Annotated in this window: 12 protein-coding genes, 1 tRNA gene and 3 pseudogenes; 7 read left to right on the forward strand and 9 right to left on the reverse strand. The window is 42.1% G+C overall.

Annotation, left to right across the window (positions count from 1 at the left end):
- The first annotated feature begins 200 nt into the window (after positions 1-200).
- A complete protein-coding gene (locus tag AC51G0_RS10170; protein WP_496301920.1) occupies positions 201-1,442 on the forward strand; it encodes a leucine-rich repeat-containing protein kinase family protein in 1,242 nt (413 codons plus the stop codon).
- A gap of 609 nt (positions 1,443-2,051) precedes the next feature.
- Positions 2,052-3,491: pseudogene (locus AC51G0_RS10175) on the forward strand (chitinase); the annotation flags it as partial.
- A gap of 172 nt (positions 3,492-3,663) precedes the next feature.
- On the opposite strand, the gene AC51G0_RS10180 reads toward AC51G0_RS10175, so the two are convergent.
- The 6 genes from AC51G0_RS10180 to AC51G0_RS10205 form a co-directional block, all read right to left on the reverse strand.
- Positions 3,664-4,746, reverse strand: a complete 1,083-nt coding sequence (locus tag AC51G0_RS10180) for an acyltransferase family protein (protein WP_496298213.1) — start codon at positions 4,744-4,746, stop codon at positions 3,664-3,666.
- A gap of 429 nt (positions 4,747-5,175) precedes the next feature.
- A tRNA-OTHER gene (locus tag AC51G0_RS10185) sits at positions 5,176-5,256 on the reverse strand.
- Between the two features lie 66 nt (positions 5,257-5,322).
- Entirely contained in the window at positions 5,323-5,505 is a 183-nt protein-coding gene (locus AC51G0_RS10190; protein WP_496298214.1) for a hypothetical protein, read from the reverse strand.
- 315 nt (positions 5,506-5,820) lie between these two features.
- The gene (locus AC51G0_RS10195; protein ID WP_496298216.1) at positions 5,821-6,666 is read right to left on the reverse strand and encodes an enoyl-CoA hydratase/isomerase family protein; all 846 of its coding nucleotides are present in this window, start codon (positions 6,664-6,666) and stop codon (positions 5,821-5,823) included.
- Between the two features lie 366 nt (positions 6,667-7,032).
- Positions 7,033-7,911 (reverse strand): glutathione S-transferase C-terminal domain-containing protein, encoded by an 879-nt coding sequence (locus tag AC51G0_RS10200; protein ID WP_496298218.1) that lies wholly within the window; start codon positions 7,909-7,911, stop codon positions 7,033-7,035.
- A 9-nt stretch (positions 7,912-7,920) separates the two neighbouring features.
- Positions 7,921-8,460, reverse strand: coding sequence for an NADPH-dependent FMN reductase (locus AC51G0_RS10205; RefSeq protein ID WP_496298220.1), 540 nt, complete (start codon positions 8,458-8,460; stop codon positions 7,921-7,923).
- A 146-nt stretch (positions 8,461-8,606) separates the two neighbouring features.
- Here AC51G0_RS10205 and AC51G0_RS10210 point away from each other — a divergent pair, with 146 nt between their 5' ends.
- From AC51G0_RS10210 to AC51G0_RS10220, 3 genes are all read left to right on the forward strand, one after another.
- Positions 8,607-9,506 carry a LysR family transcriptional regulator gene (locus AC51G0_RS10210; RefSeq protein ID WP_496298221.1) on the forward strand — a complete coding sequence of 300 codons (900 nt, stop codon included), beginning with the start codon at positions 8,607-8,609 and terminating at the stop codon, positions 9,504-9,506.
- A gap of 479 nt (positions 9,507-9,985) precedes the next feature.
- Positions 9,986-10,459, forward strand: coding sequence for a cell division inhibitor SulA (locus tag AC51G0_RS10215; protein WP_496298223.1), 474 nt, complete (start codon positions 9,986-9,988; stop codon positions 10,457-10,459).
- A gap of 200 nt (positions 10,460-10,659) precedes the next feature.
- Positions 10,660-12,066, forward strand: coding sequence for a basic amino acid/polyamine antiporter (locus AC51G0_RS10220; protein WP_496298225.1), 1,407 nt, complete (start codon positions 10,660-10,662; stop codon positions 12,064-12,066).
- A gap of 70 nt (positions 12,067-12,136) precedes the next feature.
- On the opposite strand, the gene AC51G0_RS10225 is transcribed toward AC51G0_RS10220, so the two are convergent.
- The 3 genes from AC51G0_RS10225 to AC51G0_RS10235 all read right to left on the reverse strand — a co-directional run bounded on the left by AC51G0_RS10225 (position 12,137) and on the right by AC51G0_RS10235 (position 14,719).
- Entirely contained in the window at positions 12,137-12,541 is a 405-nt protein-coding gene (locus AC51G0_RS10225; protein WP_496298227.1) for a hypothetical protein, read from the reverse strand.
- Between the two features lie 418 nt (positions 12,542-12,959).
- Positions 12,960-14,180, reverse strand: coding sequence for a glucose-1-phosphate adenylyltransferase (glgC, locus tag AC51G0_RS10230; protein ID WP_496298229.1), 1,221 nt, complete (start codon positions 14,178-14,180; stop codon positions 12,960-12,962).
- 380 nt (positions 14,181-14,560) lie between these two features.
- Positions 14,561-14,719, reverse strand: coding sequence for a hypothetical protein (locus tag AC51G0_RS10235; RefSeq protein ID WP_496298231.1), 159 nt, complete (start codon positions 14,717-14,719; stop codon positions 14,561-14,563).
- A 193-nt stretch (positions 14,720-14,912) separates the two neighbouring features.
- Here AC51G0_RS10235 and AC51G0_RS10240 point away from each other — a divergent pair.
- Positions 14,913-14,981, forward strand: a pseudogene (locus AC51G0_RS10240) (ABC transporter permease); the annotation flags it as partial.
- Positions 14,969-15,064 (forward strand): annotated as a pseudogene (locus AC51G0_RS10245) (phosphonate utilization transcriptional regulator PhnR); the annotation flags it as partial. The pseudogenes AC51G0_RS10240 and AC51G0_RS10245, both read left to right, overlap by 13 nt.
- Positions 15,065-15,600 lie beyond the last annotated feature (536 nt).

Raw genomic sequence — 15,600 nt, forward strand, 5'->3', positions numbered from 1 at the left:
TAAGTAATTCTCGCTGAAACGAGCATCTTGAGGTAACTTGGGTATAATATCTAGAACTTAAGGATGCCCTCAAAATTCCCTTACTGTTCAATATGCAAATACGCGTATCAACCGCTAATCTAATAAATTCCCTCCTTTTTGCCCTCCTTTCTTGTAGACTACCTGCTGTTTTGTACCACGCATTTTATGGGTTCATCATTTTGCATACACTTTCTCAGCTAAAATCGGGCGAATTAGCCGGCACTCAGCACTTAAAATTATCAGAAAACTTAACCTCATTCCCAGTAGAAATTTTATCACTGGCTGATAGCTTAGAAATTCTTGATTTATCCAATAACCAATTAGCATCATTACCAGAAGAATTAGTGCAGCTTCAAAAGCTTAAAATTATTTTTGCCTCGAACAACCTCTTTGAAACACTACCTGAAGTGCTTGGCCGATGCCCGAACTTAGAGATGATTGGTTTCAAAGCCAACAAGATTGATCATGTCCCGGCAAACTCATTACCACCCAAACTACGCTGGCTCATCTTAACGGATAACCATATTGAAACCTTGCCGGACTCTTTGGGCGAACGACCTCGACTACAAAAGCTAGCATTAGCAGGTAATCGCTTGACGCACCTACCGCAAACCTTAGCTCAGTCTACCAATCTTGAGTTAGTGCGTATTTCAGCCAACCAGCTGGCTGAGTGCCCCGATCAATTACTGGACCTACCTAAGCTTGCCTGGTTTGCATTTTCAGGTAACCCATTTAGCCAGTCAGAGATCAGTATTCAATCTGTCCCGGCTGTGGCACCATCTAGCTTCACGTTACAAGAAGTGCTTGGGCAAGGCGCATCAGGCGTTATTTCAAAGGCCGTCTGGAATCAACATCAAACCACCTTTCCTGATGATATTGCGGTTAAAGTTTTTAAAGGTGAAGTCACTAGTGATGGTTATCCAGAAGACGAGTTACAGGCTTGTTTGAAAGTAGGTAATCATCCGAACCTAGTACAGTCTTTGGCGCAAGTGAATGAAAATGGGTATTTGGCATTAATCATGAATTTGATCCCTCGCCACTATAGTAACTTAGGGCTACCGCCATGCTTTAATAGCTGCACCCGTGATACCTTTCCACCAGGCTTTACGCTATCAATTGAACAAATTGATAAAATTGTTGTTCAAATGGAAGATGTTTTTGCCCATTTGCATTCAAACCAAGTATGTCATGGCGACTTATATGCGCATAACACCCTGTTTGATGAACAAGCCAATATCATTTTCGGAGACTTCGGAGCAGCAACGATGTATCACATGCTAAATGGTGAGCAACAAAATCAAATCAAACAGATTGAACATCGAGCATTTCATCACTTCATTGATGACTTATTAAGTATTTGTGCCAAAGAAGATCAACACAGCGAGAAATATAGCCATCTCAAAAAGCAGATCGCTAATTAAAGCATCGTAGTACACTGGCACTGTTAGCGTTCTTCAAACAGTGCCTGTTTTTGTTCAAGCTCTCTTAGTCGCCCGCTCATTAGTCACCTGAAAATCAACGCAGTAACACAGCCCCAATGTATCGAAATACAATATGCTTTTCGCATGTTGGATCTCCGCCGCATATATCCAAACAAGTGCACTTTAAGTCCATTAGAGCTTATAACGGAAATTACGTGCATTACAAAAAATTACGTTACCAAGCACAACAAAACGCCCCCCCAATAGAACTAAAAACCAGAAAAATGGAAAACGCAGATAATTCATCAAAAAAATAAAGTTTGAGTCCATTCCTCCATAAATTTTATAGTGATGTCACGTTGTAAGGCAGTATCTTGATAATGACACCCCTTTCAGCTGAAAAGGTTGTCTTTCATCCTTTTTACCAAGGGATATAGTGAAGTAAAAGGAAGCACCGCAATAATATTTCTCGGTGTACCACAAACTCACCCTACCCTTTGGGTATAGATACTCCCTTAAAGCGTATTACTGACTGGCTTCTGACAGCGATGCGTACAGGAGGCAGTAATAACAAAATAATAATCTGTACCCTAACAAGGAATATCTCACATGCTTAAACTAAAGCTTATTTCAACGCTGATCGGCTGCAGCATTGCAGCGAGCAGCTTTGCAATGAATCCCCAGCCTGATCCATTAAACCCGACGGGTTATATTGTTTCAGTGGCTGACGTTAATGCTGCTGAAAAAGCCAAAACCGCCGATCCCATGTACGCTGTCTGGGCAAAAGCACTCGCAACACGTTCAAATGCAATTGTTGAAGCCATTGAGCCCGGTGTAGCAAGCAACCCAGAAAACGTTAAACGTGTAGAACGCGTATTCCCAAGAGCAGAGTGGGACTTCCTGACTCAAATGGCTGCCCCTGAATACACGTATACCCGCTTCTTGCGTGCCATTGGTAAATTTCCGGCATTCTGTGGTGAGTATACTGATGGCCGCGACTCTGATGCGATCTGTAAAAAATCGATCATCACAGCGTTTGCCCACTTTGCCCAAGAGACTGGCGGTCATATCTCCATAGATAATACTTGGGACAATCCACTAGCGCTTGAAGAGTGGCAGCAAGCCTTAGTACACGTACGTGAAATGGGCTGGTCTGAAGGCCAGCCAGGTTATACCACAGGCTGTGGCCAGAATGATTGGCAGAATAAGCGTTGGCCATGTGCTGCAGGTCAGGGCTACTTTGGTCGTGGTGCCAAGCAGCTATCTTATCACTTTAACTATGGTGCCTTCTCCGAAGTAATGTTCGACGGTGACGCCACAGTGCTGTTGAATAATCCGGCTTTGGTCGCTGATTCCTGGCTGAACCTTGCTTCGGCTATCTGGTTCTTCCTAACACCACAGGCACCTAAGCCTGCAATGTTACACGTGATTGATCGCACCTGGACTCCATCACAGCGTGAAGTTGATGCTGGCATCGGTTACGGGTTTGGTACCACAATTAACGTGATCAATGGCGGTATCGAGTGTGGTGAGCAAAACAAGAACAAAGGTCAACCCGTAAACCGTATTCGTTATTGGGAAGGCTTGTCTGCCCACTACACTATCCCTATTAAGCCAGATGAGAAAAATACCTGTTGGCAGCAAACACCATACGGCAGCCTAAACCTAAATGGCGCAACTGACGTGCTGTACACTAACTGGGATGGCAACTGGAAGTATTACCCAGATCGCCCAGAAGGTGCATCTTTTGAATGTGAGCTGGTTGGCTTCCAGACGGCCTACTCCGCTCTGGTTCCGGGTGACTACGGAAAATGTGTCACAAACTTCTATGGCTCTCATGCCAACTGGCCCGAAGTCCGCATTGTCGACAAAATCGACCCGACAGATCCCGGAACAGGACCAGGTACCGACCCAAATGCCTGGGATGCAAACACCGTCTATAACAAAGGTGATCGCGTTGTCGTAAATGGTGTTACCTATGAAGCGAAGTGGTGGACACAAGGTGACAACCCTGAAAAAACTGGCCCATCGGGTGTTTGGAAAAAAGTATAATTAAAATAGCTCAATAGTCGGCCGCCTTCTTTGAAGGCGGCTTTAATATCACCGATATAATGTACCAGAAGCAACCAACGCCAGTTTAACAACCGATGAAAAACGGGTAATGAGGTGCTGCATACACATCAGATATATTTTGCAATTATGCAATTATGCAATTATGCAATTATGCAATTTTAGGCGTGTTTTCCACTTCGCCAGAATGAGGCAAACGTAATATTTTCATCATGGAACGCTTAAACACTGGCGCCAGTTTCAACTCCACTTGAGTATGGATAACATAGGCTAATACAAGCATTACGACTATCATTAATGGAACAAGGAAATATGGTTCAATTATATCGCCGAGGTTATTAAATACAATGTAGCCAATATTTTGATGCAATAGATATAATGGATAGGTTAACACTCCAAAGTAATAGCACCACTTTTGTCGTAGAATATTACCTTCGCAAAAAGCTGTTACACAAAACAATGCGAAAAACACAGCGTTAATAATTGCAATAATCGTCGTATCAAACGTAATAGCAAACCAGCCAGACATTAACTCGCCAAATAGCATTGATTGCTTCAACATATATACCAAAGAGAGTAATAACAGCGCTAACTTATATGGGCTCGCTCCATTACGACGGATCAGGTAAAATACGCCACCAGCAGCAAAGTAACCGCTCCAGTGAGGAAAGATAGAGATCCACATATTAACTTCTATAGCCCATGGGTGGAACAGTGCTAACGTTGATGCAACTAACGTTATGGCTATAGCATGTAGAGCATGTTTCATTAGCCCAAAAACTAACAGAACAAATACGAACAAATAAAACTTAACCTCAAGAAATAAAGTCCAATAAGCACCATCAACTGCGCTAAAGCCAAACCACTCATTGACCATGGTTATATTTGCAATAAACTGTGCCCATCCAACACTGAATTTTTCACCACCAAAAAATACCGCCACTATACTAGTCAGGCATAATGCAACCCAGTAAGCAGGAAATAAACGTGAAAAACGTGAAGCAACAAATTTCCGTGCTCCACCGCCTTCAACACTCATGAATATTACAAATCCGCTAATAACAAAAAAGAAATTAATACCCATATAAGCATAACGACTCCAATCACGTACATTTTCGAAGTCAACAATGGGAGCATGCCCTGCCATATATGCTGAATATGTATAATGGAATACTACTATAAATATTGCTGATAAAAATCTCAGCAGATCAATCTCATAAAAACGTGTTTTCATTTAAACACCTCCATTAGCCTTATCAAAACAAGGTTTATTAAAATCCATTTTGACAAACAACACTAACATTAATGATTAAAAGAATGATGCATCCTCCATTTAATTATTTAACTCTTTATCTTTACATCTAATTCTTTCACTCTACTGAAAGTAGATTTCAATATAAATATTTAACCGTGACTTTTCACCTGCGCATGGTTATTGCCTATAAAGAATATATAAGGAAAGCTGACGATAACCCTTATAAACAACAGCAATTGCTTCACCAGGTACTCGTAGACCAAAAGACGCGCCCAAAGGTGCACTTAGTAAAGCATGGAATTGCATTTTTGGTTGTCATCGGTTGGTATAGAAGTATTTCAGATATGTGATGTTAACCATACATGAGATAGACAATTTGTGTAAGGTCGCTCGAGCGACCTTTAAATCTGGGCCTCCCTGCTGGACTCGAACCAGCGACATACGAATTACCTTGATAACCCGCCGTTCTACCAACTGAACTAAGGGGGGAGTTGTATCACGCTCGCAACAACATCAGTAACCAGGTCGCGTCGCTATCATAAGCTCTGACACTAGCTATTTTTGTTCATCAATAGGCTGGGGATTCAATGACTCGGACTTAAACTCCATAAGCTCTAGTGGCTCTGCTTTCGAATCCATCATTGCCAGTTCTTTTTCCATCTCAAGAAGCTCTTTTTTCATATAAGAGATATTTCTTATCAACATTTTTCTTTTCATTACTGCATCATCCATACGCATTAATTATGATCCATACATTACCAAAACTACCAATAACCCCAAAGAGGTGTATTGGCTAATGTTTGGTACAAAAAAAGATTTATGATCATGGTAACAATATTAGTTGTTAGCCATTTTTTGTTCACGCTACCTGAGGTTGTAAATCGCATAATACCGGACAGCTTGCAGGATGATGGCTGGAGGGGAATGTCTACCGGAGAAACTGAGTGTCATAATGAGCGGGATGATAATAAGGGAAGGCATTACCCATAGTCATGATTCAGTTTACGGCAGATCCAAAAATGGGCCTCTTCAGAGGCCCATTTATTAGGATACTTAAATTAAGCGTGACCAAAGTGGCCTTAACATCCATAACGAAAAAAACATGACCGACGGTGTATATTTCTTTTTGCTCCATAAAAACCGCGATTGCTCTTTTAAAAAACCCGCACCTAAAAATGAATCAGCGAGTTGTTCTGATTCCCTGGCATTAGCCGCTTTTAGTTCTGCTAATTGACTACCAGCTAGAAACTTGCGTTGTTCCTCGTTGGCAACCCAATCTTGAGCAATACGTTCTGCTTCAGCTATTAATTGATCATGTGGCACTACCCTTTGAATCAATCCTGCATCTAGTGCTTCTTTAGCATTCGGTTTCCACCCTTCACTGCCTAACATACGCTGAGCATTTTTTTCACCCATTAAGCGAGGAAAATGCAAGCTAGAGCATCCTTCCGGAGTTATAGCTAAGGCTGCGAAAGGTGTTGAAAAGGTCGCGTTCTCTGATGCGATTATGCTATTAGCTAATGTGGCGGATGTTACGCTGGCTCCTAATGCCGGGCCATTCACCGCAATTAGCAGGGGTTTATTGCAGTTTAGGAATGTATCGAATAGTGCCTGATTATTTTCTATAATTAATTTCCGTAGCTTTTTAGGAGGCATTAATTTGAGTGATCCACCTAAATTTACTCCCGCAGAGTAATATTTACCTGATCCGGTAAAAATTACGGCCCTGACTGCATCGTCGCTATTCGCTTTTGAAAACACTTCACTTAATGCTTCCATCATTTCCATAGTCCAACCGTTTAATTTCTCAGGACGGTTCATGGTAATGATGAGCACACCGTCTTTGAGGCTGGTTAATAGATGACGAGAAGCAATACTTGTTAAATTCAGGTCATTCACATTTTTTTCCTGTTATAACAATGTTGTTCTAATAAGACTACTACACCCGTCATCTTTAAACCAGATCATGTAACGTGATGAGAGAAACGGTTATCACCTAAAAAATGAAAGTGTGATCGAAGTGAGATCGCACTTTGTTTGAGATCTCTTGTTGAAAATGGGTACTCAAACATCTGCTGACGCACCCCTCCGACGTTCACGCGCTTTTTATTGTCGGCGCGCGCACATTGTTCCCAGTGTCCCAAAATGATCTGTTTTGCTTGTTTCATAGAGCCAAACTTACTCATCTTCTCGCACGTGAGGTGGACAAAGTAAACGCATTTACTCATTACGAATTCTCTCCAATTATTAAACACGGGTGAATTACTAACTGATAGCAGGCCCTGCTGGAACAATTCCATGTGGATTAATGTGCTTGTGCGAAAAGTAGTAATGCAGCTTCATGTACTCGATATCGATCGTTTTTCTGATGTTCTCATTGCTAACTAAATCCAGCATATACCGGTAAAGATTATCGAAGGCTTTTAGTGGCTTTTTATTGGCCTTAAAATGAACGTCATAAACCGCTTCAAACCTGACAAATGTTGGTAACAAAAACAGATCCGATAGGGTGATATTCGAACCATGCAAATAAAGAGAGTCGCTTAACCTAGCATCCAGTTGTTCGAGAGCCTCAAACAAGCTATCACTGGCTAGATCATATTCTACCTGATCTGCGGCAAACCCAACGTGGTAGACCTTTCGATTCACATTTAGGTGCAACCATTCGTTGAGCTTTCCTATTTCTTCTCGCAGACGACCTGGAACCAATACAACTTTGTTCTTCGCTAAAGATAACCAATTGGTCGCGAGCTCCATCGCTATCGCAGAGGAATCATTACCGACAATGGTATGTTCTTGTTTATCCCAAAGTACCGGAACCGTCACTCTTCCCGTATAATTTGGATTTGCTCGTTGATAAAGCTCTACCAGATTTTGAGAACCGTACAAAAGATCCGGGTTAGCATCGTCAAATAACCATCCGTCGGAATATCGCTTTGCTGCAACAGAAGAGACAGTAATTGCATCATCCAATCCCAGGTAATTGATCACTAGATAAGGTCGATGGGCAAAAGGGCAAGCAAACGACATATATAAATGATAGCGCCTGTGTTCAGCGACTTTTGGCAGTTCAAAGCTGTCCTCATTAGATAAATCGTTTAATTCTTTGTTTGGATCCCAAACCCCTTGTTCTAAAACAGCCATGAGATGCTCCTATAATGCGTTTTCAAAGGACGACATTAGCGTTTCCAGTTCAATTTGAGTCACTACGTCAAACTCCCCATCGTGATATTTCTCCTGATAACTCCCCAAACTGAAAGTGGCTTTAACGTCGCCACCCCACCATGGCATTAGCTCCGCCATCGTTTTTAGATTGGTCGCACCGCCATTTGGTCCAGGAGAAGTACTGACTAAAAGAACGGGTTTCTTATCGTCACCAAAGAAGGATTTACCTGGTTCTGCAACACGTGATAGCCAGTCAATGACATTCTTTAAAAATGCAGGCATGGAACCATTGTGCTCAGGCGAGGCAATAATAAGCGCATCGTGCTCATTCATCATCTGTCTCAATGCGATGGCGTCGGCTGGTATACCGACTAACTCTGCATCAATGCCATACATCGGCAAATCGAAATCTTTCAAGTCGATAATTGTCACTTCAGTTTGGGTAGCTTTTTCAGTCAGGGAACGAATCAGAGTGTTGTGGATTGACAGACTGTGATTACTTCCCGAGAACGCGAGTATTTTTTTCATAAGTTAGTCCTGTTGGTAGTTAAGGCAAACACCGCAGTGTTGATGATTGCAATAAATACTAATTGACGAAATTTGGTGAATAAACTATATGTTAGTGACTATATAGTTCACCATTAGTAAACAATGAGCATGAATATGAGGTTGAAGTGGATAAAATAAGGGCGCTAACCGTTTTCAGAAGGGTTGTGGAACTAGGAAGCTTTAAAGCGGCAGCAGAAGATTTAAGCCTCTCAAAAGCGGCAGTCAGTAAGAATATTAATGAGCTGGAAGACTACCTTAAAAGCCCTTTGATCAACCGTACTACGCGCAACATGCACATTACGGATAACGGACAACGTTATTACAACCAGGTTTGCAACATATTGGATGATTTGAAACATGCTGATTTGTCAGTTATCGAGTCCTCGCATACTTTAAAAGGGTCGCTGAAAGTCAGCGTTCCTATGTCATTAGGTATTATTGAAATTAACCCTATTGTTTGCGAATTCATGCATCAGCACCCCGAGTTGTCTATTGAGGTTGTCATGAGTGATCAATATGTCGATCTAATCGAGCAAGGAATTGATATTACGATCCGGGGTGGAGGCGTATTAAGTAACTCCAGCCTGAGATCACGAAAGCTTATCGACATGAGACGAGTGCTTTGTGCTTCTCCGGAGTATCTTTCGAAATCCAGTGAGATCCTTAAGCCAGAAGATCTCGCTCACCATAAGTGCCTCATATACAGTTTCTCTTCGTCTGCAAGACGCTGGCTATTAAGAAATCAGGATGAAGTCAAAGAGGTCGAGCTTCCACCAAGCTCTTACGTGGTAAATAACGGATTAGCACTCAAGCAAACAGCGTGCTCAGGCCATGGTATTTTATTACTGCCGGATTTATTCGTTAATGATGAGTTAGAATCTGGCGAATTAGTTGAGGTTTTACCCATGTGGCAAGCGGATAGGCATTCACTGTATGTTGTTTATCCTTTCCATAAAGAACAATCTCAAAAAGTCAGGGCTTTTATTGATTTTGTCGTCAAACACTTCGAAAATAAGCAGCTCTAGTCTTCACCTCTCCTGTTCAATTTCTTCGCTGAATATACCCCAGACTAATGAAAAACTGACTCGGTTTGCTGGGTCTACTTTCCCGTGATTTCTGCGTTAAAGCGGAAAATTCTACCTAAGTTATTAATTTTAGATTCAGCCAGTCCCGAGAGAAACCGGAAAGGACAGAAGAGAGGCAACCTCCTGTATAGACCACTGTATAAACCACTGTGTAAACCACTATCTTCAGTGTGACGCGGCTCGAAGTTATCACAACAACCTCCTTTCCTAACCTTTTAGCAAGCATCTCATACTCAATTTGAGTACCTTAGAATTGATAATTAAAACAAACTGTTAGATATAAATACGATAAGTTCACAAGCATTAGGGAGCATTTTAACCTGTCTATATCAGCAAAAAATGCTTGCAACCCTGCCTGAATAAAACTACTGTATAGACATACAGCATGTATAAATAACCACTGGTAAGGATGACGAACAATGACAGCACTATTTGACAACCTACAATCGGTTTCTGCATCACAGGCCTATAAATCAGCTTTTGCCGCTCATACCAGTTCGCCATCATTTATTCAGCCAGTTAAATGCCCAATTGAAGTCTGTTTCTCTGATGAAAAACAAACTCAGCTGGCCTACTTCCTTCGTATTCTCAAGCAAGCCAGCCAGCAAAGCCGCTGGATCATGTTCATCGGTGACGAAGCAATGATCGACAAGAACCTTCTTCAGAGTGCTGGCATCGATTTAAACAAAGTGTTGCTGTTGAAAAACAAAAAAGGACTTACAGAGCAAAAATTAATGGAAAAAGCGCTCAGCACGGGAAATTGCAGTGCTGTCATTGCAACAGGTGATGTCGAGCATTTCGAAACAGAAGAAATCCGCCAGGCTGCTGAGAACGGTTCTTCATATGCATTTGTCATCAACCGTCATAGCAAAAGCAGAATGACTTTCCATTAATAAGCCTCTGTAAACCACTAAACATATAAATAATGCCACCGAATGCATATTTTGGTGGCTTTTTTGATCCAGTACAACAAATAGCGTTTTTAACTACTTTTTAAGCAAAATGCGTCGCATTTTTTATGCAACAATGACTGAAACCATAATAAAATACCTAATAACCATAAAGTATTAGTCATTTGGACTGGATCTAAACAATGGAAAAAAAACTAGGATTGGGTGCATTAACGGCACTTGTTATCGGTTCAATGATAGGAGCAGGAGTCTTTAGCCTTCCTCAAAATATGGCTGCTGTTGCCAGCCCTGCTGCCGTGATGATTGGATGGACTATCACGGGTATTGGTATGATCTTTCTTGCTCTAGCCTTTCAGCATCTATCTCGATTAAAACCAGAGATTGAAAGCGGTGTATTTGGCTATGCCCAAGCTGGGTTTGGTGACTTCATCGGCTTTTGCTCTGCATGGGGGTACTGGTTAAGCGCCATGCTTGCCAATGTCTCCTACCTTGTTATTGTCTTTAGCACACTGGGAATGTTTTTCGATCAACCTGATCTCGTATTGTTTGGTGAAGGCAATACCTGGTTTGCTGTGGCCGGGTCATCTGTACTACTGTGGCTTGTACATGCTCTCGTACTACGGGGCGTACAGACAGCGGCAGTGATCAATATGGTCACCACCATTGCTAAACTGATCCCTCTGTTCCTTTTTATCTTATGTGCATTGATTGCCTTTCAGTGGGATACCTTTGTTTTCGACTTTAGCGGGCTTCACTTTGGCGAGCAGCATAATTTGCTGTCTCAGGTAAAAAGCACCATGCTGATCACTGTATGGGTGTTTATTGGTATAGAAGGCGCAGTTGTTGTCTCCAGCCGGGCAGAAAACCGTAAAGATATTGGCCGTGCCACCATTTTAGGTTTACTGACAGCATTATCCATATATGTGTTGGTCACACTGCTTTCTATGGGAGTGATCAGTACTGAAGAGTTGGCTACCTATCAAAACCCTTCTATGGCGCGAGTTCTGACTGAAATTTTGGGGTCATGGGGATCAATCATAATTGGTTGCGGCTTATTGATCTCGGTATGCGGCGCTTTTCTTAGCTGGACAGTACTGGCTTCTGAAGCGCCCTACCTGGGCGCTAAAGATAATATGTTTCCGAAACGTTTTGCCAAGCAGAATCAAGCTGGAAGCCCGGTAAAAGCCCTGCTGCTGACAAACGGCTGCGTTCAGGTTTCCTTAATATTCGTTGTCTTTGCTGGCAGCACCTACGATATGTTACTGGCCATTGCATCAGAAATGATCTTGGTTCCCTATTTCTTAGTGGGGGCATATACCCTAAAACTGGCGATCCAGCGCCAGGATCGGGGCTCCCTGTTTTGGGTGGGCCTTGGTGCCAGCCTTTATGGCATATGGCTACTTTATGCTTCAGGACTAAACTACTTACTGCTATCGGCCCTACTCTACTTACCGGGACTGTATTTCTATACCCAGGCAAAACGGGAACAAAATACCAAAATCTTTATAGGAACCGAGAAGGCTGCTGCCAGCGTATTAACTGTCGCAGCATGTCTTGCGGCAGGTATGTTATGGCAAGGAATGATTTAATACTTGCATAGCCCAAGAAAAAAGCCAGCTTGCTAGCTGGCTTTTTATTTTCATTCGAGCAAATTACCAGTTAAGACTCAACCATATGAACTCTTAACTCTTCACCATTATCAGCAGCCATTGTGATCCGACATCCAGCTCTACTTTCAATCTGATCAAGCTGCTCATTTTCCAAGGCATACGGTAAAGTAATCAATAATTCATTAATTTGCTCGGTTCGAGCTAAACGCAGCAAACGGATCAAGTTATTTGAATCACTGATGCTGGTTGACAACACTTTTAGTGCTTGCATCTGTAACTTCTCTGACTCAGTTAATTCATTTGACAGCGAAGATGTCCATGAGATCTCAAATGCCGGAATTAACGCTTTTAATGCATCAATAAAAGTCAGCCTGTGTTTACAAGATGCAGATAAGAACGATGTGTAATCAAACACGACGTTACTATTTTTTGAGATTTCAACTGATGTTTCCATAATCATCCTTAAAAGAAACATAACCACTGTTGTTTAGAACTCAGTGTAACGATTGCTATCTACTTGTAACCGTATTCAACTATACGACTAACTTGTTACTGAGGAATTATTAATTTTGGAAAATTTGCGTTCGATCTTACTTTTTAGGACTAAAAACCAAATATAAAATACCCAACAAACAATTGATTAACATCAATAAAACTTTAAAGGTACATGCTTTACTTTGATGAAATATTGACCCACTTTACAACCTCAACCACAAGCGGCAACACCAAGAACCCCAAACAGAAACCAAATAGAAACCAAAATCAAACACAATGCCAACAATGGCGTTTGGTTTACGACTATTTATTTAATACAAGATACACGTAATTATTAGCGCATACCTATTTGGAATTCTCTTGGTTAATGGCAGGTGCTAGTTAAATTGATGAGATATTGAAATAACAACAACCCCATTTTCAGAAATGTGGAACCGCTCTGTATCATGTTTTTTATTAACACCAATAACTGTGCCAGCAGGAATATTTACACCTTTATCGATAATACAGTTTTCCAAGTGTGCGTCGGCTCCTACTGTTACTCCCTCAAATAAAATACTATTAATCACCACTGCAGCATTATCAATGGAGACTTTCGGAAATAAGATGGAGTTTTGCGCCGAGCCCCCTGCAATCACTACCCCATTAGAGATAATTGAGTTAATGAAGATCCCCTCATTGCCAGCAGCCGATGATACTGTCCGCGCCGGAGGCAACTGAGGCTCATAAGTACGGATCGGCCAGTCTTGCTGATAAAGATCCAACGGCGGCTCTACATTAAGCAGATCCATATTCGACTGGTAATAGGCATCAATGGTACCGACATCCCGCCAATAAGCATCCTGACTAACTCGCCCCTCTTCCCCACCAAATTGATAAGCATATACGCCTTGGCCGTCAATAAGCCCTGGAATGATATCTTTACCAAAGTCGTGGCTGGACTGCGGATTATTGGTATCTCGCTGCAGGGCATTGGCCAAAGCATCAATCGAAAAAATATAGATTCCCATTGAAGCCAAACTGGAATCAGGTTTGTTTGGTATGGTGGCAGGCGTAGTTGGCTTTTCTGTAAATGTTATCACCTGATGCTGTTGATTAATCTCCATCACGCCGAAAGAGGTTGCTTCTTCCCGAGAAACTTCCATGCAGGCAACGGTTAGCTCGGCACCTGTTTCTTTGTGGTGTTTCAGCATCGGGGCATAATCCATACGGTAAATATGATCGCCAGAGAGAACAACAACATACTTCGCCGCACTGCGTGAAAGCAGATAGAGGTTCTGATAGATAGCGTCAGCAGTTCCCTGATACCAGCTGTCCCCGGTACGCATTTGCGGCGGTACTGCCGTTATATATTCCCCGAGCTCTGGATTGAAGATAGACCAGCCATCGCGCAGGTGTTTCTGAAGGGAGTGAGACTTATACTGGGTCAGGACAAGAATTTGTCTTAGCCCGGAGTGCAAACAGTTAGCCAGCGTAAAGTCAATAATCCGATACTTGCCCCCAAAGGGGACTGCTGGCTTAGCACGGTTGTCCGTTAACGGAGACAAGCGCTTTCCTTCACCGCCAGCCAGAATTACAGTTATGGTTTCATCTTTCATCGGACATCCCCTGTTTGATATTGAGTTTGACAGCTCTAAACACCATACTCAGCAATTATCAAGCCAGCATTTTCTTCGCGCCTGCTTTTATCAAAGCCTTATACTGACCCGCCTATCATTCAGCTTTTGCACTACCGATGACACGACAATAAAACCGCTCTGCCCCAAGATGGGGAAAGCCGTTGTTGTATTGCACTTCTTTGTTGCAAATTATTGTATAAGTACAAAAAAAGCCTTTGCATCACTATGATCCAAAGGCTTAAAAGAGTTTTAGCGGATTAGGTTTAACTAGGGACGTTCGCCAGGTTCACTGAATTAACGCCCCAAAGCGACAAGGAGTGATGACAAACACCTTCACCCCTTACTTTTAAAACAATAACTTAACACCCATCACCCGACATCGCTTCATCTTCGATGTTTCGGTAGTCACCTTTCTCCTGCTGCTCCCATCTCGCATCAAGAGTCGCCAATTCCCTTTTCATTTCAGATAGCTCACGCTCCATGTAAGAAATATTTCGTATCAGCATTTTTCTTTCCATAATCTATTCCCTATGAAATTAAGCTCATTATGACAATATCAAAATTGAATGGATTAAAACGCGGCTATCTATTCAAGAATCTTTTTTTGCACTGATTAAAAAACCAGCATTCAGTAACGGTTAAGTATCGTATGTGTTTGAAAATTTGCCAAATAAAAAATGTTCTTTTTGTCAACCTTCTGCCATTGAAGTGGTTCTGAATATGGACGATGCCGGACAAACAGGTCCTGCTGCGGCAATGGCGGTGATGATTATGATCAGCACGATAACCTGATCGACTATGATCTTGAGTACTGGCGGCATAATGCCATCTGTATCGAATCGATGGCGACCCTATCGGAATAAGTATTTTGAGTATCGCCTACTTCTGTCCCATCACAAGCTACAACATAACCAACAAATAAATAGTGATAGCGCCCGGTACAAATTCCTCATAGAATGCTCCTGTTTGGGGAGTAGTCACCAATTGTTCGCCTGTCGTCATCACGAAGGTATACCAAACAGAACAATTATCTAATCCCATCAGAGCGATGCTGGCTGTTTGAGAGCAAACCAAATTGATAAAGATATAGTGGTTCTACATCGAAGCAATTTGGAGCTGCTATCGAATAGCCGACACGCTCCCGAAGGGCGAGTTGCTAAGGCTCAGCTACTGTGTTGCTTGATTTTGATGGATATAAATACACCTACAATCAAGCGCCTTGTTTCTGAGCCTTTTCAAGCTCGCTGATGGGTCAGATAATTATTCTGTTTGGTATTATGCTTCCGGCAGCCGAGAATGGATTTGCTAGTATTTCAATACATTAATTAGCACCATTCTGACGAGACCAACGCCATTATTTATGCACATTTGTGTCGTTTTGTAATGCGCGGAAGGTCAT

The organism is Photobacterium sp. HL06 (genome assembly GCF_059552575.1).

What these genes read in the sequence shown, in the direction of transcription:
- AC51G0_RS10180 (WP_496298213.1), bottom strand. Translation starts at nt 4,746, where the DNA reads ATGAAAACACGTTTTTATGAGATTGATCTGCTGAGATTTTTATCAGCA.
- AC51G0_RS10190 (WP_496298214.1), bottom strand. Translation starts at nt 5,505, where the DNA reads ATGCGTATGGATGATGCAGTAATGAAAAGAAAAATGTTGATAAGAAAT.
- AC51G0_RS10200 (WP_496298218.1), bottom strand. Translation starts at nt 7,911, where the DNA reads ATGGCTGTTTTAGAACAAGGGGTTTGGGATCCAAACAAAGAATTAAAC.
- AC51G0_RS10205 (WP_496298220.1), bottom strand. Translation starts at nt 8,460, where the DNA reads ATGAAAAAAATACTCGCGTTCTCGGGAAGTAATCACAGTCTGTCAATC.
- AC51G0_RS10215 (WP_496298223.1), top strand. Translation starts at nt 9,986, where the DNA reads ATGACAGCACTATTTGACAACCTACAATCGGTTTCTGCATCACAGGCC.
- AC51G0_RS10220 (WP_496298225.1), top strand. Translation starts at nt 10,660, where the DNA reads ATGGAAAAAAAACTAGGATTGGGTGCATTAACGGCACTTGTTATCGGT.
- AC51G0_RS10225 (WP_496298227.1), bottom strand. Translation starts at nt 12,541, where the DNA reads ATGGAAACATCAGTTGAAATCTCAAAAAATAGTAACGTCGTGTTTGAT.
- glgC (WP_496298229.1), bottom strand. Translation starts at nt 14,180, where the DNA reads ATGAAAGATGAAACCATAACTGTAATTCTGGCTGGCGGTGAAGGAAAG.
- AC51G0_RS10235 (WP_496298231.1), bottom strand. Translation starts at nt 14,719, where the DNA reads ATGGAAAGAAAAATGCTGATACGAAATATTTCTTACATGGAGCGTGAG.